The sequence below is a fragment of the Chlamydia ibidis 10-1398/6 genome (assembly GCF_000454725.1).
Taxonomy (GTDB): Bacteria; Chlamydiota; Chlamydiia; order Chlamydiales; family Chlamydiaceae; genus Chlamydia; species Chlamydia ibidis.
On sequence record NZ_APJW01000001.1, the window covers coordinates 1 to 19,918 of the forward strand.

Below are 19,918 nucleotides of genomic sequence, written 5' to 3' on the forward strand. Positions count from 1 at the left end.
TGAAGTTATCCGCCCTATTCAAGATTCTGGACTAGATCTCATTCCAGCAGATACTTGGCTCGAACGTGTTGAAGTCTCCGGGAACCTAGCAGCAGATAGATATTCTCACGAACGGCTTAAACATATTCTGACACAAGTAGAAAATAGTTACGACTACGTAATCATTGATACGCCTCCTTCTTTATGCTGGCTTACAGAATCTGCTTTAATTGCAGCTCAACATGCTTTGATATGTGCTACTCCTGAATTTTATAGTGTAAAAGGTCTCGAACGACTCTCAGCCTTTATCCAGGGCATTTCTTCGCGTCATCCCTTAAATATTTTGGGTGTTACCCTATCATTTTGGAATTATCGCGGGAAAAATAACGCAGCATTTTCAGAATTAATTCAAAAAACCTTCCCAGGTAAATTACTAAACACAAAAATACGACGTGATATAACTATTTCTGAAGCTGCAATCCATGGAAAACCTGTTTTTTCTACTGCGCCATCAGCACGAGCTTCAGAAGACTACTTTAATTTGACTAAAGAATTGTTAATTTTATTAAGGGATATTTAGTCCTATGGGCAATTTAAAAACGCTATTAGAAAGTCGTTTCAAAAAAAATACCCAAGATAAAATGGAATCATTGGCGCGTAAGCGAATGGAAGGAGATCTGTCACCGTTTGCTCATAATTTTTCCAATTTAAGGTTATCGAAAAAAGAAGAAGAGAAGTTCCGAAATTTGCTCCAACACTATACCTGTGAGGGTGAAGTTTCAGAAGAAGACTTGCGAAGTTTGTGTAGTTTATCTGCTCAAATCAAACAAATCCACCATCAAGCTGTTCTACTTCACGGCGAGCGAATTAAAAAAGTGCGAGATCTATTAAAAAGTTACCGGGAGGGGGCTTTTTCTTCATGGCTACTCCTTACGTACGGCAATCGACAAACTCCTTATAATTTTTTGGTCTACTATGAGCTGTTTTCTGCTTTACCTGATCCCCTAAAAATAGAGGCAGAAAAAATGCCGAGACAGGCTATATATACCCTAGCATCTCGACAAGGATCTCAGGAAAAAAAAGAAGCAATTATTCGCAATTATCAAGGGGAAAGTAAGGGAGAACTTCTAAATATCATTAGGAAGGAATTTCCATTGACTTCGGAGGATCAAAGACAAACTTCTCCCGCGAGGCAAGCATTAGCATTACTTACTAAGGGTTCACAATTACTAAGAAAGTGTCCCGAGCTGTCTTCAGAAGAATTGATCTCTTTGGAAAAATTGATTAAAAAACTACAAAAAGCTAAAAGTAATTTCTTCCCCAACGCATAAGGTGTAATATTATGGCAGCGAAGTCACAAACGTTAGAAATTAATGATAACGTATTTCTTGTTCTTGAAGGAAACCTAAAACGCATTTTTGCTACTCCCATTGGTTACACCACATTTCGAGAATTTCAAAATGTCGTTTTCAACTGTTCCGATGATCAACAGGAGCATGCTACTTTCTTTTTTGAAATGTTAATCAATGGTAGGCTAACTCACGAATTACCAGCGGAGCAAAAACAAGCTTGTCAAAGTCTAATTGCGGAATTTATGATGCCGATTCGTGTCGCAAAGGATGTTCACGAGCGCGGAGAGTTTATCAATTTCATCACGTCTGATATGCTCACGCAACAAGAGCGCTGTGTCTTTCTAAATAGGTTATCACGAGTTGATGGGCAAGAGTTCCTTTTAATGACGGATGTACAGAATACGTGTCATTTAATTCGCCATTTGCTTGCTCGTCTTTTGGAAGCCCAAAAGAATCCTGTAGGCGAGAAAAATCTCCAAGAAATTCAAGAAGACGTGTTATCCTTGAAGCATCATTTTGAAGAACTAGAAAAATCTCTGTAATCATTGGATTTATGAGTAAGAAAAAGCGCGTACTTACGGGAGATCGACCAACAGGAAAGTTACATCTTGGCCATTGGGTCGGTTCTATAAAGAACCGCTTAGATTTACAGAATAATCCTAATTATGATTGTTTCTTCATCATTGCAGATCTCCACACGTTAACTACAAAAATTCGCAAGGAAGAAGTCTTAGACGTTGATAATAATGTTTATGAAGTTCTTGCGGATTGGTTGAGTGTGGGGATCAATCCTAAGCTGTCTACAATTTATCTGCAGTCCGCCGTCCCACAAATTTACGAACTTCACCTCTTATTCTCCATGCTAATCTCAGTCAATAGAGTAATGGGAATTCCTAGTTTGAAGGAAATGGCTCGTAATGCCTCTATAGAAGAAGGGGGGTTGTCGTATGGACTAATTGGTTATCCTGTACTGCAGAGTGCTGATATTCTTCTTAGCAAAGCCCAACTAGTTCCTGTTGGTAAAGATAATGAATCGCATATTGAACTAACTCGGGATATTGCCAGAAATTTTAATCGATTATATGGAGAAACTTTTCCAGAACCTGATGTCTTACAGGGTGATTTGACATCCCTAGTAGGAATCGATGGGCAAGGGAAAATGAGTAAGTCGGCTAATAACGCCATTTATTTATCTGATGATGATGATGTGATTAGGGATAAGGTTCGTAAAATGTATACAGATCCTAATCGTATACGTGCTACCACTCCAGGAAGAGTTGAAGGAAACCCATTATTCATTTATCACGATATTTTCAATCCCCATAAAGAAGAGGTTGAGGAATTTAAAACCAGATATCGTCAGGGCTGCATAAAAGATGTAGAAGTTAAGGCACGCCTTGCAGAAGAACTCATACTTTTCCTTAAGCCTTTTAAAGAAAAACGCACAGAGTTATTAGCACAACCACATCTTTTACAAGAAGCCTTACAAGAGGGAACTGAGAAGATGCGTGCAGTAGCAAAAACAACGATGGAAGAAGTGCATCATGCTGTTGGTTTAAGCCGCAAATGGCGTTCTCTCCTTAAATAATACACAAATTGTATGACCTTCCAACTACATTCTTCTTTTGATCCATGTGGCGATCAGCCTGCAGCAATCACTCGTCTTACCGAAGGGATATTTAACGGCAGTCCTGGGCAAGTTCTTCTAGGAACAACTGGGTCAGGAAAAACATTCACTATTGCTAATGTCATTGCAAATGTGAATGTGCCTACTTTAGTACTTGCACACAATAAGACCCTTGCTGCGCAACTGTATCAAGAATTTAAGGAGTTTTTTCCTTACAACGCCGTTGAATATTTTATCTCCTACTACGACTACTATCAACCAGAAGCATACATTGCACGCAGCGATACGTATATAGAAAAAAGCTTACTGATTAATGATGAAATTGACAAACTCAGATTATCTGCAACACGTTCGATTTTAGAAAGACGCGACACACTCATCGTATCTTCCGTATCATGTATTTATGGTATTGGCTCCCCAGAAAACTATACCTCTATGGCTCTAGAATTACGTGTTGGATCCATTTATCCTAGAAATATCTTAGTCTCTCAATTGGCAAAAATGCATTATCATGCATCCCCTATTCTACAAAGAAGTACATTTCGCGAACGTGGTAGTGTAATTGACATCTTCCCAGCATATGAAACAACACAAGTTATAAGATTAGAATTTGATGACGATAGATTGGCCTCTATAGAATATAGTGATCCTTTAACTATGATTCCGTTGTCCTCAGTTAATTCTACCACCCTATATCCTGGTTCTCACTATGTAACACCTGAAGCAATTCGAGAACAAGCTATCCGTTCCATACGAGCTGAACTCGAAGAAAGACTTGCTTTTTTCGAAGGGCAACCAATAGAGCAGGATCGGTTATTCCAAAGGACTACCCATGATATCGAAATGATCAGAGAAATAGGTTTTTGCAAAGGGATTGAAAACTATTCTCGTCATTTTACAGGAATCCCTCCCGGTGCACCGCCTACATGTTTATTAGATTATTTCCCTGAAGACTTCTTGTTAGTTGTTGATGAGTCTCATCAAACACTTCCTCAAATTCGTGCTATGTATCGCGGAGATAGATCAAGAAAAGAATCTCTTGTTGCTTATGGATTTCGATTACCATCTGCTTATGATAATAGACCTTTAACCTATGAGGAAACTCAAAAGTATTTCCGCAAAGTCATCTACGTATCGGCAACCCCAGGAGAAACAGAAATTATAAATAGTTCTGGACGAATTGTAGAACAAATTATACGCCCAACAGGGATTCCTGACCCATTACCAGAAATTCGTCCGGCAACAGGACAAATCGATGATCTGTTAGAAGAAATTCGTTTAAGGTTGTCAAAGGCACAAGAAAAAATTCTTGTCGTATCAATAACAAAAAGATTAGCTGAAGAAATCGCCTCTTTTCTTTCTGAGTTAGGAATATCTGTAGCTTATCTTCATTCTGGGATAGAAACTGCTGAACGCACACGCATTCTAACTGACTTACGGTTAGGAAATATCGATGTAATAATCGGTGTAAACTTATTAAGAGAAGGGCTAGATCTCCCCGAGGTATCTTTAGTTGCTATTCTAGACGCTGACAAAGAAGGCTTTTTAAGAAGCACTTCCTCCCTAATACAATTTTGTGGACGAGCTGCACGAAATATTAATGGGAAAATAATCTTTTATGCCGATCAAAAAACAAAATCTATAGAACAAACTCTTAGAGAAACAGAACGTAGACGAAAAATCCAGCTTGCTTACAATAAAAAGCATAATATTGTCCCCAAACCTATAGTAAAACCTATTTTAGCCAATCCTATACCTTCAAAATATAGGAAAAATGCTGAAGATATATCTGAGCAACTCGCAACTCAAGAAACACTAGAACAACAGATTAGCAAATATGAAGCATTGATGCATGAAGCTGCGCAACTATTTCGTTTTGATGACGCTGCCAAATACCGTGATCTTATGAATAATGCGAAAAAACAACTTTTATACCAAGCAACACAATCTTCCGCAGATAGTGAACCCGATATCCAATAGTCAACTTGAAAAGACAGCCCAACTCTATAACACACTGTCCGATTCTAGTAAGAATCGGAAATCTGTTTGCTTTTTGTCAAATTAGGGTCTAATATTTCCATTAAGTTCTCTAATAGTGGTAACTGATCCTATATAGACGAGCTTTAGCCTAATCCTCAACACGAGATGTATATGTTTGAATCTGTCATTTCTGATATCCATGCTCGAGAAATCCTAGATTCTCGAGGTTATCCTACTTTATATGTCAAACTTATTACTGATTCAGGGATATCTGGAGAAGCATGTGTGCCATCGGGCGCATCTACAGGCATTAAGGAAGCATTAGAACTCCGAGACAAAGACACCTCTCGTTATGAGGGAAAGGGAGTACTTCAAGCAGTCAAGAACGTTGAAGAAGTTCTTTTACCAGCTATTCAAGGGCATAGTGTCTTTGATCAGATATTAATAGATTCTCTTATGGTAAGTACTGATGGCACGCCTAATAAGGAAAAATTAGGAGCAAATGCGATCCTTGGTGTTTCTTTAGCTTTGGCTAAAGCAGCAGCAGCAACTTTGCGCCGTCCATTGTATCGTTACTTAGGTGGTACGTTTGCTCACGTACTTCCATGCCCTATGATGAACTTAATTAACGGTGGGATGCATGCAAATAATGGTTTACAATTTCAAGAATTCATGATTAGACCGATCGGAGCTACCTCTCTAACTGATGCTGTGCGTATGGGTGCAGATGTTTTCCATACATTGAAAAAAATACTAAATGAAAAGCACCTAACAACAGGAGTCGGCGATGAAGGCGGGTTCGCCCCGTTGTTGCAATCTAATGCAGAAGCCCTAGATCTTCTTATGTCGGCAATAGAAAAATCTGGTTATGTACCTGGAGAAGATATCTCTCTAGCACTAGATTGTGCGGCCTCTTCTTTTTATGATACATCTACCAAAACATACGATGGTAAAAACTACCAAGAACAAGTAGATATTCTTCAAGATCTCTGTAATCGTTACCCTATTGACTCTATAGAAGATGGATTAGCGGAAGAAGATTTTGAAGGTTGGAAATTATTGACAGACACTTTAGGCCATTCGGTACAGATTGTTGGAGACGATCTATACGTTACCAATCCTGAACTAATTGCTGATGGGATCAGCCGAGGACTAGCCAATGCTGTACTAATCAAACCAAATCAGATTGGCACTCTCACTGAAACATTTGAAGCGATACAGCTAGCCCAGACTCAAGGCTATGCCACTATCCTTTCACATAGATCAGGAGAAACAGAAGATACAACAATTGCAGATCTCGCTGTAGCTTTTAACACCGGTCAAATTAAAACAGGATCGCTGTCTCGTTCCGAGAGAATAGCTAAATATAACAGACTCATGGCTATAGAAGAAGAATTAGGCTCAGAAGGTCTATTTAAAGATTCTAATCCTTTCTCGGCTTGCTGAATAAAAAGCCTTCCTTCTCTATTGGAAGGCTTATTTCCTCTCATTAATTCAAAAAAGTGCACTGCTCTTTAGTATCTTACCTTAGATATAACTCCTGGATATAAAAGTATCCTTGTAAGACTAGTAAGAAATCATATAAACGTAGTTTTCAAAGCGTATTTAAAACTGCGAAATATTTAGCGATGATTTCATTCACAAAAACAATAGGCTACCGATTATGGTTGGCCTGTGTAGTTGCGATTATTCTTCCCTTAGGTTTGAACATTGTACTACTAGGGATGAAACAATACCGACATACCCTAGCTTTTGCCTCTTTAGCTTTCCAAGAAAATGCAGGATCTAAAGCGAATACTCTTTCACAAATCGCTCCTTTAAATGCTGATATCCTTTCGCTATTTACTGATGTATTAGATCTAGATGAAAGTATGATTCACTCACCGAATCTAAAGCTTAGCCAGGATATGGAAAAAATCTTTAGGTCTACTTACGAAGAAATTTCTTTGATTAATTTTTCACCTAATGGAGACAAAATCGTTGTAGCATCTAGTGTCCCTGATAAACTAGGGAAAAATTACAACCACATTATCAACATAACTGATGAAAAAACTTTCTTAGCAACGCTTAAACAATCTAGGGATAACCATCAAATATACTCTGTCATGCAGGCGAATATCTTTGATTCTGATACTCATCAGATATTAGGTATGCTCTATACAACATATAACATAGAAAACTTCTTAAAAGATCTTTTAATAAACACACAGTCTTATCTAACGATAAAAACTGCAATAGTATCCCCTAACGGAGTGATACTTAAAGCTGCCGATCCTGAACTTTACTTGCACTCCATTTATCCTAATACCAAACAAGGAAGCGTATGTGATATTTTTCTAAACGAAAAACCATGTTCTGGATTTGGCCTTATAAAATTTCTGAAGCTATCCCCTATTCATTTAGGGAAAGGCTTTTACTCTTTCAAAATAAATAACAAAGAAGTGTGGGGGTATCTAACTAGAGTTCCTACCATGGATTTCTCTGTATTATCATATAGCGAAAAGGATGCAATTTTTGCTCCCTTATGGAAACGGTCCTTACTATACTCAGCATATTTTCTTTGTATAGCTATTGGAAGTAGTCTCGCTTATTACGTTGCTAAAAGAATTTCTCAGCCTATCCGCAAACTAGCAACTGTTATGATACAAACAAGCCAAGATCACCCTCAAATATACGTTGACGACTCTTTAGGATTTGAAGTTAACAGATTAGGACAAATTTTTAACGCTATGGTACGTAATCTTAATCAACAACAAATTCTGGCCCAAAAAAATTACGAGATAAAAGAAACGGCACAAAATGCCTTGTTACTCGGGGAACAAGCTCAACAACGACTCCTTCCTAATACCCTTCCGTTTTATCCTTACGTAGAACTGGCTAAAGCTTATATTCCTGCAATAACTGTTGGGGGTGATTTTTTCGATATTTTTGTCGTCGGTGACAATGATAACGCTAAATTATTTCTTGTGGTTGCTGACGCTTCTGGGAAAGGAGTCTATGCATGTGGCTACTCTCTATTCCTAAAAAACATGTTAAGAACCTTTCTGTCAGAATCATCTTCCATAGAAAGTGCTATCAAAAAAACCTCTTCTATTTTTTATAGCAATACCGGGGATTCTGGTATGTTTGTCACTCTCTGCGTCTACTGCTATAGCTACAAAACAAACGTTATAGAATACTACTCGTGTGGACACAATCCTGCATGCTATTTGACTCCGGATGGAGAGGTATCTTTTCTTGCACATCCTGGTATGGCTCTAGGGTTCGTAGAAAATGTTCCAGAAATATCTACTAAACAATTCCACCCACAACCTGGATCTTTAATCGTATTGTATTCTGATGGTATTACAGAAGCTAACAATAAATATTCTGAGATGTTTGGTGAAGAACGCTTAAAGAATATTGTAAAAACTCTAACAAAGAAAAGTGCTGAAAATGCTATGCATTCCTTAATGCTTGCTGTCCATAATTTCGTAGGAAATCAGGAACAACATGATGATATTACACTAGTGATCCTTAAAATTTCAGAGTCATGAAACAAACTTTTACTAAACGTATTTTCCTATTTCTCTCTCTGGTAATTCCTATTCCTTTAGTCTTAAATCTTATTACCCTCACTTTATTTTCCTTTTCTGCAGCAAAGAATAACTTAATTCAAAATTTACATACGCATGCCACCAATTTTAGTTTAGAGTTTGAAAAGAAACTCTTCATTCACAAAGTCTTTATGAAACGTTTAGCACATACTCTTGCGCTCAAAGGATATGCGCATCCTAATGAGGATTTCTATGCTCAAGCATATAATGAAATTCAGACTCTTCCTACTACAGATTTCTCTCTCTGTCTGATGCCTTCAAATGGCACATCCATCAAAACACGACTTCCAAGGCATCCGTTTATCCAGTATCTAAAAGCACATCCTGAGTTTACACAGGAACTACAAAAGAAAACTGGACAAGCCCTGTTTCTTACACTACCAAACAAATCTTCAGAACAATATCTCGTTCTAGTAGAAAATATTGATCTACAAAATATAAACATAGAAAGTACACTTCTAATAGGCTTCTATAACTTGAGTGACTTGAAAAAGGAATTATTCAAATCACTAAGCCTGAATCAAGAAGATATTTGTGTCATTGATAAAGAGAGGAACGTTATTTTTTCCTCAAACCCCATCTTTGATGCCAAAGACGTCCCAAATATAGCAAAATCTACCACACTAGAAAAATCAAAAAATTATCCACAAATCTCTGATCTATCTTCACAAGAACAAGATCTCATTTCTATTTGCATAAATAATAAAAATTACCTAGGTCTTTTCTTACATAAGCTTCCCGTACCTGACACTTACACACTATCATTGATTCCCAGATCTGCTCTACTAGCTAAAGCTATCAAATTACCTTTAAACGTAGCTTTTTTCTATACTATAGCGTTTATCCTCATGGGCATAGTGCTTACAAAAGCTAATAGAAGACTCAATCAACCGGTGCAAGAATTGACTATTTGTATGGAAGCAGCATGGCGTGGTGACCACGACGTGCGCTACGAGCCCCAACCTGATGGTTATGAGATCAATGATTTAGGGAACATTTTCAACTGCACTCTTTTACAATTACTTAACTTAAAAGAAAAAGCTGCTATTGAACTAGCTTCAGGAGATAAGCTGCAGAAGGAGTTAGCAATTTTAGAATCCTTACAACAGGCGCTTCTTAATCCCCCATTCCCTTCATTTCCTGGAGTACGATTCATTTCCAAACATCTTCAAGGCAGACAGTTATCAGGACATTTTTACGGTTGGAAAACTATCAAACAAACCGAGTTAATAGGAGCTTTTGGAATAGCTGGTGATATAGGACTCCCATCTTACCTTTATGCGTTATCAGCACGCAGTTTGTTCCTAGCGTATGCCGATTCTAATTTACCTATAGAAAAAATTAGCCAATCTACATTTGATAGTTTTGAAAATACAACTGAAGGAAATGAAGCACAAATATCTATGTCATTTCTTCATTATAACATCAATGATCACCAAATTTATCTGACTCAGAAAGGTACAACCCCACCTGCAATCTTTTTAAAAAGAGAGAATAATTTATTACGGCCGCCAATACATGAACACTACAATATACACACCAATGATATTCTCATATTTGTGACAGGAAGCAGCGATTTAATTGACCAGTTCTCATTATTGCCTATAGATTCGCTTTTAAAAGATCCTTTGCAGCCCATCAATTCTACAAATTTCGTCGATTCTCTAATTGATCTAGTAACACTACAGTCGAAAACAGAAATTGATGGCACCCTGAGCTTTTTATTTTTTGATTAAGTCAAGGAAACAATAGAGTTGCTACCAGCTTCCAATCCCGGATTTCTATGCGGACATACCCAAAGAAACACTGTACAGCAGGTAATGACAAGGACAAGAGATAATAAAATTAATCCCACAACAATAAAATACTGCGATGAATCCAATGCAAACCCTATAAGAAGAGCACATATAAACACAGGCAGCATCATATACGCATAATCAACTATGCTATGGAAAATAGTCTTATGACCATACAGACACAAAAGGCAACTATAAGGGCATAACGATTGTATGTTATTCCGAACTACACTCATTACTAACACTAAATATGACCGTCTAAGGTGGCAACATAGCACGCCTGTTTTAATAAAAATTCAAGCAAAGAATAATAACAGGCGTTGCTAATTAGAGAGCTTCTTCTGTAGAAAATAAATACCCGACTCCGCGCACAGTCATAATCTTAGATTTATATGGGCCTAACTTTTTTCTCAAAGAAGCAATATGCACATCTACATTTCTAGGCACTATTGTTTGCACATTGCCTTTAACCTCTTTTAGAAGGTGTTTTCTTAAGCATAAGTGTCCTCGATGCATAAGTAAATGTTTTAATATTCCAGCTTCTGAAGGAGTGAGATGTATAGTACCCTCTGGAGAATCTATTGTGAGATTTAATACATGAAATGTCCTATCCCCAAAAACAAGTGTCTCTGGAATAGTATGTTCAAAAGTGGTTTTATAACGTAAAAATGCCCGGATCACAGCATCAAGAACTCTAGAAGTAATAGGTCTTAACAAATAAGCACTAACACCCCGATTCAATACTTGCACAATTGCTTCCTCTTCAAAAGAGTCAAACAACACAATGAGATCCGTCTGGTTAAAGAAATCTTCAGAAAAAAATTTTTCAGGAAGTAAAAGATAATCGCAGAGAATAAGGTCCGCTTCAGAAGCATCGTTAAATACTGGTGTAACAATGGTATGATACCCTGATTCTTTGACCAATTCCTTTAGCCTAGAAGATATTGACATATCTTCTGTCACAAATAATATAATTTTATCCTTGTGCATAAGCCAACAAAGTTCATTATATTATTTGTTTACCTAATACATATTCTTTTATTTTTCAAAGATCCTTTACACTTTTTGTTCCTAAAAATAATTTTGCATAAACACAAAATTATATATATATTTTAACTTCAACTCATTGAAATGAGTAAACAATGTCCTAAGCAAACCGCAAGAGATACTCATGGTTCGCTATTTTTTAGCTCCGATATTTTTCTTAACATGTTTTGCTGTGGGAGGTGGATTACATTTTCTATATTTTTCATATAAATCTGCACCCCTAAAAGCTACGAAAGCCAACATCCTTTGGATAGAAGGCAAGCAAGCAGAAACAAGCTCTGCTGTTCAACACCTTTCTTCAAACCAACAACGTTTATATTTACTTTGTCTTCGTGGCTTTTTTTTACAGCAGCAGAAAAAGTTTATTGAATCTGATAAAATTTTTGCAAAAATCTATGACCAGAGGAATAAAGCATCTTTTTTATTCCAAGAGGAATTGATAGGAGGAAAAATTTTTAATGCATTTTTCCTAGACAATGCTGATGAACTTTCCGCACTAGTTTCAACCTATCTCCAAGAATGTCCTGATTCACTATATGCCCCATTTTTCCAATTCTTACTAGCTTACAAGGAAAAAAGATTTTTAGAAGCAATGGAATACTTGGCATCTTGGGAAGGAAAAGGAAAAATTCAGGAACGTATTGATTGGCTAAATAGCAGTATAGAGTCTTTATTTTCGCAGATATTTCTAGGAACTATTAAAGCTCATTGCTTGATAGAAACTGAGAAATTTACTGAAGGAAGATGCATACTAAACGAAATAATAGAGAGAATGCTCAAAAAGGAATGGGAATGGAACACAAGAAACTATGACACAGCATTACTTTTGTTAAGTAGGAGCTACTTTTTAGAGCTAAAGCGATCCACGACCACTAGTATCTATTCAGATTACTATGAAATGCTATACTTCTATCAAAAGAAGATTCATAGTATAGATCAGCGAGCGTACGAACAATTTCTACCGCAACATGAGCTCATACCTACACTAATAGCTCATGCTTTCATCCTCCCTACAGAACAACTAGCACCGCTAATTAATCTCATCAAGAATTGGGATAAATTCTATACGCACCCTGATAACACTCTTCTAATTCAACCTTTATTACAACATTGTTTTGTATCCCCTAAGCAAGTTGGACATATTTGTCATATTCTAATGCAGGCAGGATTAGACAATATTGCAAAAAAAATCATTGATGCATTCGCTAATTTACTTTCAGAAAAGGTAAAACAAATCGCGATAAAAGACGCTCAAGTGTGCTTATCGATTCTTAAAAGATTACAACCTAATATGCTTTTTACGGAGCAACTCACAGTATCTCAAGATACTTTAATCAGTATCGTCTCTCATGATGACAAACGGCATACCCAACTTAGAAATTACCTCAAACTTTGGGAAGAAATTCAATCTTACGATATAGATCGTCAACAACTGGTACAGCAATTAATCGAGGGCGCTAAGTCATTATGGCATGAAGGTAATTATGATGATAAAGCTTTAAGTCTTTTACATGTAATTTTACAATTTACTAATTATGATATTGAAAGTGCAAATTCAGTATTTCTTTTTATTAAACAGGTTTATAAACAAGCTTTATCCATTCATGCAATAGATCGATTATTAAAACTCGAAGAATTTATTTCTGATTCAGCACTCACGCCAATATGGATTTCAGAAGAAGAAATAGCTAACTTCTTAGCAGATGCTGAGTATCTTTATGAACATGGAGAATATAAGAAATGCTACCTCTACAGCCTTTGGCTTACTAAAGTTGCTCCCTCATCTTTAACATACCGCCTCCTCGGACTCTGTTTACTAGAAAACAAACACTATCTAGAAGCATGGAAATGTTTGCATACAGCATCCTTAACTTGTTGTGCTGGTGACACTAAGATTCAGAAAGCCCTTACGCTATGCCAGAAACATTTATCTAAAGAGATGAGATATTATAAAAGGTAGTGTTAATACTATGACACCTGATAGGATAAAGTTTTAACTGAGCTAGTAGTGCTTATAACAACAGAGTCTTAAGCCTTAAGATATGCTTTTATCTCGCGATATTCCCTATATTTTAGAAGATGTTATTGAAAAGCAACTTACTATGCCTTTAGATCTTGCGTTTGCGAGAAAACATATATCCCCAAGCAATGAGAAAGCCTTTGCTTTTCTTGCAGTATCTTCTGCACTCTGGAGGTATGGCTACCCTTTTCTCCATGCAAAAGATAATAAACTCTGCCCAACTTTGCCTGGAATAACAGAAGAAGCATTATACGAATATTTTCAACACGTTCCTGAACATGTGCGTTCATCTTTATTCGTCTTAAAAAACCACAAGATATACCTAAAGTCTTTATACAACGTTCAAACACAGTTATTTGATAAGCTTGATTTACTATCTCGAGCTAACCCGCGTTACTCTTTAATATCTTTAAGCAATAATACTTCTCTCACTAAAGAGCAGCAACAAGTTATGCATCATGCTTTAAACTCTTGCTTTTCTATAATTTGTGGTGGTCCGGGTACCGGGAAAACTTTTTTAGCTGTACAGATGATACTTGCACTGCTATCCATTTACCCTAATATACACATCGGCGTTGTCTCTCCTACTGGTAAGGCAACGTCTCATATTCGTCAGATATTAAATTCTTACGATATCCCTCCCGAGACTGTGTTTACAAAAACGATTCATAAATTCTTACAAGAACATACCTATAACCGACATAGTCCCACCGATTTGCTCATAGTAGACGAGGGATCTATGGTTACTTTTAATCTCCTACATAATCTAGTAAAAACATTATCCGGAAAGTACGAGAAGAAGAAAATAACTGCGGATGCGCTTATTATTTTGGGTGACACTAATCAACTGCCGCCTATAGGTATTGGAGCCGGTAACCCACTTCAAGAGATTGTTGTGCGTTTTCCAGAAAGGACTTCGTACTTAAGCACCTCACATAGAGCGAAAACCAGTGAGCTTCAAAACTTGGCTCAAAGTATCTTACGCAAAGAAATGATACCTTTCACTCCATTACCCTCAAGGCAGTCTACAATTACTTTATTAAAAAAAACCTTTATAGACGCTCTCTCCGCATTCAAAAAAGAACTTTGCGTGCTAACACCAATGAGGCATGGTCCTTGGGGATTTCTATCCCTAAATACACTTATTTTTCAAGAAATACAGAAAACACATGCTCATCTCCCGATTCCTGTTATGGTTACAGAGCGTTATGATGCATGGAAACTTTGTAACGGAGATACGGGATGGTTATGTCCTAAAACTCAACAACTTTCCTTTCCACATCGTTCAAATATCAATGCTAAAGACTTTTCCTATTACAATTACAATTACGTTATGTCGATACATAAAAGTCAGGGTAGCGAATACGAAAATGTCATAATACTCATTCCTCCTGGCTGTGAGATATTTAATTCATCCTTACTCTATACAGCAGTTACTAGAGCAAAAAAGAATGTTTGCGTCTGGGCAGATAAAGAAACTCTCCGTCAAATAATTCAGAAATCCAGGAACTACTCTATGCTTTCCAATAAATTTGGATCGCTTTCGTAATACCATAAGTAGCTAAACCAAATTAAAATAGCAATTGACCTCTAGATATGCTAGAAAGCAAAACAAAACCTCCCCAACCTAAAGAAGAGGATCTAAATAGAAGAGGGAAACAAAAAAAAAGAAAACCCGAAAATAAATCCGGGTCTATAATCAAACTTAAGAAATAGAGCGTATATCCTGATAGCAATTAAGCACAGAAGACAGAATACCGAGTAGACTACTAGAGAGAATAACAAAGGGCATTGCTACACCCAAACACAAAGCTAGGATGCTCGGGACAACTATCCACAACATATCCACGATATTACATACCAAGGAAAATAACGACTCTCGACATGCCCTACGTAAATCCTCTTGCTCTTCAACGGAGTTGCTTGCACGAATAGCAAGGGTAGTCTCGCGTAAACTCAAAATATCCTGACTAGCGGAACAAGTAGAAGCGGACAAATCTAAAACAGTGGCAGTGCATCCCAATGCATTTGCATGTTGGGCAAGAAATGCGGTTTCTCCCTGTAGCTGACCGACAAAAGATGTTGCCTTTAAATATTTAGAAGACAACCGCATCATCTTACTAGCTATTGCAAGAGGTGAGCGAATTACGCGGTGTGATTCTAACAACCCAGTTGTCTCATTCCTTGACAACTGAGTCATGAAGTTACCCGACCCATCAGTTTCGAAGAAAAATGATCCACTCAAAAATTGAGCAGACAACACGCCTGCCTCTAATAGATTCCCTATAGAATCGGCACTATCCAATGCAGAAGAAAATTTTTCAGCAACATACGAAGATGGGTGCCCCAAAATAGACTGAGTCGAAGTCACCAGAGAACTAGTAGAACCCATGATCCCTCGTATATCTGAAAAGATATTAGAAGCACTATAAATAACATCCAGACGCTTACGCGCTAGAGAACTCCAAGAACTCCTAGGAGAACTCGTAACATGGTTGCTCAGAGCATCAGAAGCATTATCAAGCAATGAGGGTGCAGAACTCATACAATCCCTACAACATTAAGTAAGTATTTAAATTTTAGCATTTGCTCGCAAAGTAGCTCTAGACTTAACCCTTGCAGCCTTATTACTCTTGAATATTCCTCGTTTTACAGCTTTATCGGCCATACTATGAACCAACTGTAATCCAGAAACGATTCCTTCTTGATTCCCAGCCTTTAACGCGGCCTCAAATCTTTTCATCATCGTTTTCACTTTTGACTTAAAACTTTGATTAATCAAGCAACGTTTTTTCGAAGTTACAACCCGTTTTTCTGCAGAAGGTCGTTTCTGTGGTCCTGTTTTCTTAGTTGCTTTTTTTGGTGCCATGATTACTCCAAACTAAGGATATTTTAACTTAAGAGGAAATCATACAACTCGCGCTCCTAATCAAGGAGGGTCTAACTAAAAAGCTGTTGAATAATTCTCTCTGTTCTTGCGAGCTTTTACTTAAGAATTCAATCAGATGGTAAACATTTCACAAGGCCCAACTACCGGAAATCTCGAGTTGCTATTACGGTGAATTCTAAAGCGTAAAGTTAACTTCGCGCATTTTTGGACTATAAAAGTGACTAGATTGTAAAAGAAAAGAAAATAAAAGAAAAAGAAAAATGGAGAGTGACCATCGTTTTGTAAGGAGATAAAAAAAGTTTTGTGACAACATAGAAATAAATGTAATTTACCGTGTTTTACCTCTCCAAAGCTAAGACTCACACTAAAAATGAGTCTTTCATAAACTTATGACACAAGGATTAGAGCTTTTATGTCATTTGTGAAAAAAATTCTTTGCCCCATCTCGCAATATCGCAACTCATTCTTTTTTACGATTGCCTATTGTCTCCCAATAAGCTGCCTTCCTTTTTTTCCCACTTCGCAGACTAAGTACAGCTACTTGATATTCTCCATCATCTCTTCAACAGGTTGGTTGTTTGCTATTGGGCGGAGAGAAAAACAACTGAAAGCAGCTACCAACCAACTCCTACAAAAAAAAATTAATAAAATTATAGAAGGAGATGAAGGGTTAAGACAAATTCGTGACTCAATCAATGCAAAGAAACATGAAAGTGAACTACTAAAACGACAAAACCAAAAACTACTTAACCAAATGATATGTATACGCGATGCTTTTCTAAAATCTAAGCAAGATACCCAACAAATAGAGACAACAACTAATTTACTTAGAGAAGAGAATCATCGACTTCAACTACAACTAGATGCTCTATCACAAGAATGCAAAGAAAAGACAGGAGAAAATCAACAACTTAGCAGAGAATTAGCTGAAACTCTAGCTTACCAGCAGGCATTAAACGAAGAATACCAAGCAACTTTTGCTGAACAGCATAGTATGTTGGATAAACGACAAATATATATTGGTAAACTTGAGTCGAAAGTTCAAGATTTGATGTGTGAAATTCAAAACTTGCTCCAACTAGAATCCCGTATGGCAAACAATTTATCTCAGCCATCGGTATTTAGTACAAATCAGGATAATTCATCTCAACTTCTACTAGAATTAAAAAAAATAGCCTTCAAAGTAGAAAATGCTGGAGCAACAACTTCTTTAACCGCCTCACGCTACCTACATACTGACACAGGGATTCAAAATTATTCTTTAGAATGTCGCCAATTATTTGAGAATTTGCGGGAAGAAAATCTAGGGATGATTTTCATCTATTCTAAAAAATCACGTCGACATGTGTTTGCCAATTCTTTGTTTAAAACTTGGACAGGACACAGTGTTGAAGATTTTTTGAACACAAACGAGGGCGTCGTGGTTTCTGGGATTGAACAGTGGGAGACGGATCTTTATTTACATGGACGACAAGAATCTTTAGGCAAAGTAGTAGTAAATACTCGTCTTTATGGACATATCCCTTTTCATTATTGCTTGACTACTTTAAACAAAGGCCCTCTACACAATCATGTCTTAGGAGTGTTATATCCTGTTCACTCCAGCGCCCTTCGCGGACATGCAGACAGCTGAGTCAGTTTTTAAAAATCCCTAGATTTCCTATGTTTCTTTGGCTAAACTATCAACCAAGGCTAGGATTACCTTGATTAAGTTAAGGGCAAGTTAAATACTTGATAGTTGAGAAAGCTGAGTGTTTTTACGACGATTATAGCTCACATCGAGACTCATGTAGATACTTGTCAGCCTGCCAAACGACACTCAGTATGTCGAAGTACAGGGCACGAGATCGTGTACCATCTCATCCGTTTATCGGTAGAGAAGTTGAATTTGTTGTAACCCAAATCATACGCTACGCATGAATACACAAAATAGCCAGACTACGGAAACGGCTCACGATGAGGAAGCCCAGAAGAAACTAGAGGAGCTTGTTGCTCTTGCTAAAGATCAAGGTTTTATCACTTACGAGGAAATTAATGACATTCTTCCAATGTCATTCGATACACCAGAACAGATTGATCAGGTGCTAATCTTTCTCACAGGAATGGACATTCAAGTCCTAAATCAAGCAGATGTAGAAAGACAGAAAGAAAGGAAAAAAGAAGCCAAAGAACTGGAAGGGTTAGCTAAACGTACGGAAGGTACACCCGACGATCCTGTACGCATGTATCTAAAGGAAATGGGCACAGTTCCTTTGCTAACTCGTGAGGAGGAAGTTGAAATCTCTAAAAGAATAGAGAAAGCCCAAGTACAGATCGAGCGTATTATTTTACGTTTCCGTTACTCGACTAAAGAAGCTATTTCCATTGCACAATATCTTATCAACGGTAAGGAACGTTTTGATAAAATCATATCCGAAAAAGAAGTAGAGGATAAAACTCATTTTCTAAAGTTACTTCCCAAATTGATCTCACTATTAAAAGAGGAAGATACTTTCTTGGAATCTCTTCTTCTTGCATTAAAACAACCCAATTTGTCTAAAACAGAAATCACCAAGTTGAATGATGATCTAGAGAAATGTCGCATTCGTACACAGGCATACCTACGTTGTTTCCATTGTAGGCATAACGTCACCGAAGATTTTGGTGAGGTCGTTTTTAAAGCTTACGATTCGTTCTTACAATTGGAACAACAGATCAATGATTTAAAAGTTCGTGCAGAAAGAAATAAATTTGCAGCTGCTAAGTTAGATGCTGCAAAACGTAAATTATACAAACGTGAAGTTGCTGCGGGGAGAACCTTAGAGGAGTTTAAGAAAGACGTCCGCATGCTGCAGCGTTGGATGGATAAGAGCCAGGAAGCAAAAAAAGAAATGGTTGAATCCAACTTACGTCTTGTGATTTCTATCGCAAAAAAATACACTAACCGGGGTCTTTCTTTCCTGGATTTGATCCAAGAGGGGAATATGGGGTTAATGAAAGCTGTAGAAAAATTTGAATACCGTAGAGGGTATAAATTTTCTACTTACGCTACTTGGTGGATTCGACAAGCTGTCACACGTGCTATTGCGGATCAAGCACGGACTATTCGCATCCCAGTACACATGATTGAAACAATTAATAAAGTACTCCGTGGCGCGAAGAAACTCATGATGGAAACCGGGAAGGAACCTACTCCGGAGGAATTAGCTGAAGAGCTCGGTTTAACTCCTGAACGCGTAAGAGAAATTTATAAAATAGCTCAACATCCTATCTCTCTCCAAGCAGAAGTTGGGGAAGGAGGGGAAAGTTCGTTTGGTGATTTCTTAGAAGACACTGGAGTGGAGTCTCCTGCAGAAGCCACCGGCTATTCCATGTTGAAAGATAAAATGAAAGAGGTATTAAAAACGCTAACAGATCGTGAGAGGTTTGTTCTTATTCACCGTTTTGGTTTGCTCGACGGGAAACCAAAAACATTGGAGGAAGTAGGCTCCGCATTTAACGTTACTAGAGAGAGAATTCGCCAAATCGAAGCTAAGGCATTGAGAAAAATGAGGCATCCTACTCGTTCCAAACAGTTACGCGCATTCCTTGACCTATTAGAGGAAGAAAAAACTGGCTCAGGCAAAGTCAAGAGCATGAAAAATTAAATAAT

The 19,918-nt window shown here is 37.4% G+C and carries 16 protein-coding genes; 12 read left to right on the forward strand and 4 right to left on the reverse strand.

The features are described from left to right. From H359_RS00005 to H359_RS00040, 8 genes are all read left to right on the forward strand, one after another. The coding region (locus tag H359_RS00005; RefSeq protein ID WP_021119532.1) for a ParA family protein at window positions 1-559 on the forward strand (559 nt) is incomplete at its 5' end. A 4-nt stretch (window positions 560-563) separates the two neighbouring features. After that, the gene (locus tag H359_RS00010; protein WP_020370659.1) at window positions 564-1,310 is read left to right on the forward strand and encodes a pGP6-D family virulence protein; all 747 of its coding nucleotides are present in this window, start codon (window positions 564-566) and stop codon (window positions 1,308-1,310) included. A gap of 11 nt (window positions 1,311-1,321) precedes the next feature. Beyond that, on the forward strand, window positions 1,322-1,873 hold the full coding sequence (locus H359_RS00015; RefSeq protein ID WP_020370660.1) for a CT584 family type III secretion system tip protein: 552 nt from the start codon (window positions 1,322-1,324) through the stop codon (window positions 1,871-1,873). 11 nt (window positions 1,874-1,884) lie between these two features. Continuing rightward, entirely contained in the window at window positions 1,885-2,919 is a 1,035-nt protein-coding gene (trpS, locus tag H359_RS00020; RefSeq protein WP_020370661.1) for a tryptophan--tRNA ligase, read from the forward strand. Between the two features lie 12 nt (window positions 2,920-2,931). Then, complete coding sequence (gene uvrB, locus H359_RS00025; protein WP_020370662.1) at window positions 2,932-4,938, forward strand: excinuclease ABC subunit UvrB; 2,007 nt, start codon at window positions 2,932-2,934, stop codon at window positions 4,936-4,938. Window positions 4,939-5,109: 171 nt separating this feature from the next. Beyond that, window positions 5,110-6,384 (forward strand): phosphopyruvate hydratase, encoded by a 1,275-nt coding sequence (gene eno, locus H359_RS00030; RefSeq protein ID WP_020370663.1) that lies wholly within the window; start codon window positions 5,110-5,112, stop codon window positions 6,382-6,384. Window positions 6,385-6,566: 182 nt separating this feature from the next. Then, on the forward strand, window positions 6,567-8,474 hold the full coding sequence (locus H359_RS00035; RefSeq protein ID WP_021119514.1) for a SpoIIE family protein phosphatase: 1,908 nt from the start codon (window positions 6,567-6,569) through the stop codon (window positions 8,472-8,474). Continuing rightward, window positions 8,471-10,270 (forward strand): PP2C family serine/threonine-protein phosphatase, encoded by a 1,800-nt coding sequence (locus tag H359_RS00040; RefSeq protein WP_020370665.1) that lies wholly within the window; start codon window positions 8,471-8,473, stop codon window positions 10,268-10,270. Before H359_RS00035 ends, H359_RS00040 begins: the two co-directional genes overlap by 4 nt. On the opposite strand, the gene H359_RS00045 is transcribed toward H359_RS00040, so the two are convergent. Together H359_RS00045 and H359_RS00050 are read right to left on the reverse strand one after the other, a co-directional pair. Beyond that, window positions 10,267-10,566, reverse strand: a complete 300-nt coding sequence (locus tag H359_RS00045) for a hypothetical protein (RefSeq protein WP_155848238.1) — start codon at window positions 10,564-10,566, stop codon at window positions 10,267-10,269. The genes H359_RS00040 and H359_RS00045 overlap by 4 nt on opposite strands. A 91-nt stretch (window positions 10,567-10,657) precedes the next feature. Beyond that, window positions 10,658-11,320, reverse strand: a complete 663-nt coding sequence (locus H359_RS00050) for a response regulator transcription factor (RefSeq protein WP_020370667.1) — start codon at window positions 11,318-11,320, stop codon at window positions 10,658-10,660. Between the two features lie 181 nt (window positions 11,321-11,501). Between H359_RS00050 and H359_RS00055 the strand changes: the two genes are divergently transcribed. Continuing rightward, the gene (locus H359_RS00055) at window positions 11,502-13,337 is read left to right on the forward strand and encodes a DUF1347 family protein (RefSeq protein ID WP_020370668.1); all 1,836 of its coding nucleotides are present in this window, start codon (window positions 11,502-11,504) and stop codon (window positions 13,335-13,337) included. 82 nt (window positions 13,338-13,419) lie between these two features. After that, window positions 13,420-14,946 (forward strand): exodeoxyribonuclease V subunit alpha, encoded by a 1,527-nt coding sequence (gene recD / locus H359_RS00060; protein ID WP_020370669.1) that lies wholly within the window; start codon window positions 13,420-13,422, stop codon window positions 14,944-14,946. A 156-nt stretch (window positions 14,947-15,102) separates the two neighbouring features. On the opposite strand, the gene H359_RS00065 is transcribed toward recD, so the two are convergent. Both H359_RS00065 and rpsT read right to left on the reverse strand, forming a co-directional pair. Further along, window positions 15,103-15,942 (reverse strand): hypothetical protein, encoded by an 840-nt coding sequence (locus tag H359_RS00065; protein ID WP_020370670.1) that lies wholly within the window; start codon window positions 15,940-15,942, stop codon window positions 15,103-15,105. Window positions 15,943-15,969: 27 nt separating this feature from the next. Continuing rightward, a complete protein-coding gene (rpsT, locus tag H359_RS00070; protein WP_020370671.1) occupies window positions 15,970-16,266 on the reverse strand; it encodes a 30S ribosomal protein S20 in 297 nt (98 codons plus the stop codon). A gap of 433 nt (window positions 16,267-16,699) precedes the next feature. Between rpsT and H359_RS00075 the strand changes: the two genes are divergently transcribed. Together H359_RS00075 and H359_RS00080 are read left to right on the forward strand one after the other, a co-directional pair. Further along, entirely contained in the window at window positions 16,700-17,920 is a 1,221-nt protein-coding gene (locus tag H359_RS00075; RefSeq protein ID WP_020370672.1) for a hypothetical protein, read from the forward strand. 283 nt (window positions 17,921-18,203) lie between these two features. Continuing rightward, complete coding sequence (locus H359_RS00080; protein ID WP_020370673.1) at window positions 18,204-19,913, forward strand: RNA polymerase sigma factor; 1,710 nt, start codon at window positions 18,204-18,206, stop codon at window positions 19,911-19,913. The last annotated feature ends 5 nt before the right edge of the window (window positions 19,914-19,918 follow it).

Excerpts from the sequence above, each read along its gene's own strand:
- H359_RS00010 (WP_020370659.1), top strand. The coding sequence starts at position 564 with ATGGGCAATTTAAAAACGCTATTAGAAAGTCGTTTCAAAAAAAATACC.
- H359_RS00015 (WP_020370660.1), top strand. The coding sequence starts at position 1,322 with ATGGCAGCGAAGTCACAAACGTTAGAAATTAATGATAACGTATTTCTT.
- trpS (WP_020370661.1), top strand. The coding sequence starts at position 1,885 with ATGAGTAAGAAAAAGCGCGTACTTACGGGAGATCGACCAACAGGAAAG.
- uvrB (WP_020370662.1), top strand. The coding sequence starts at position 2,932 with ATGACCTTCCAACTACATTCTTCTTTTGATCCATGTGGCGATCAGCCT.
- eno (WP_020370663.1), top strand. The coding sequence starts at position 5,110 with ATGTTTGAATCTGTCATTTCTGATATCCATGCTCGAGAAATCCTAGAT.
- H359_RS00035 (WP_021119514.1), top strand. The coding sequence starts at position 6,567 with ATGATTTCATTCACAAAAACAATAGGCTACCGATTATGGTTGGCCTGT.
- H359_RS00040 (WP_020370665.1), top strand. The coding sequence starts at position 8,471 with ATGAAACAAACTTTTACTAAACGTATTTTCCTATTTCTCTCTCTGGTA.
- H359_RS00045 (WP_155848238.1), bottom strand. The coding sequence starts at position 10,566 with ATGAGTGTAGTTCGGAATAACATACAATCGTTATGCCCTTATAGTTGC.
- H359_RS00050 (WP_020370667.1), bottom strand. The coding sequence starts at position 11,320 with ATGCACAAGGATAAAATTATATTATTTGTGACAGAAGATATGTCAATA.
- H359_RS00055 (WP_020370668.1), top strand. The coding sequence starts at position 11,502 with ATGGTTCGCTATTTTTTAGCTCCGATATTTTTCTTAACATGTTTTGCT.
- recD (WP_020370669.1), top strand. The coding sequence starts at position 13,420 with ATGCTTTTATCTCGCGATATTCCCTATATTTTAGAAGATGTTATTGAA.
- H359_RS00065 (WP_020370670.1), bottom strand. The coding sequence starts at position 15,942 with ATGAGTTCTGCACCCTCATTGCTTGATAATGCTTCTGATGCTCTGAGC.
- rpsT (WP_020370671.1), bottom strand. The coding sequence starts at position 16,266 with ATGGCACCAAAAAAAGCAACTAAGAAAACAGGACCACAGAAACGACCT.
- H359_RS00075 (WP_020370672.1), top strand. The coding sequence starts at position 16,700 with ATGTCATTTGTGAAAAAAATTCTTTGCCCCATCTCGCAATATCGCAAC.
- H359_RS00080 (WP_020370673.1), top strand. The coding sequence starts at position 18,204 with ATGAATACACAAAATAGCCAGACTACGGAAACGGCTCACGATGAGGAA.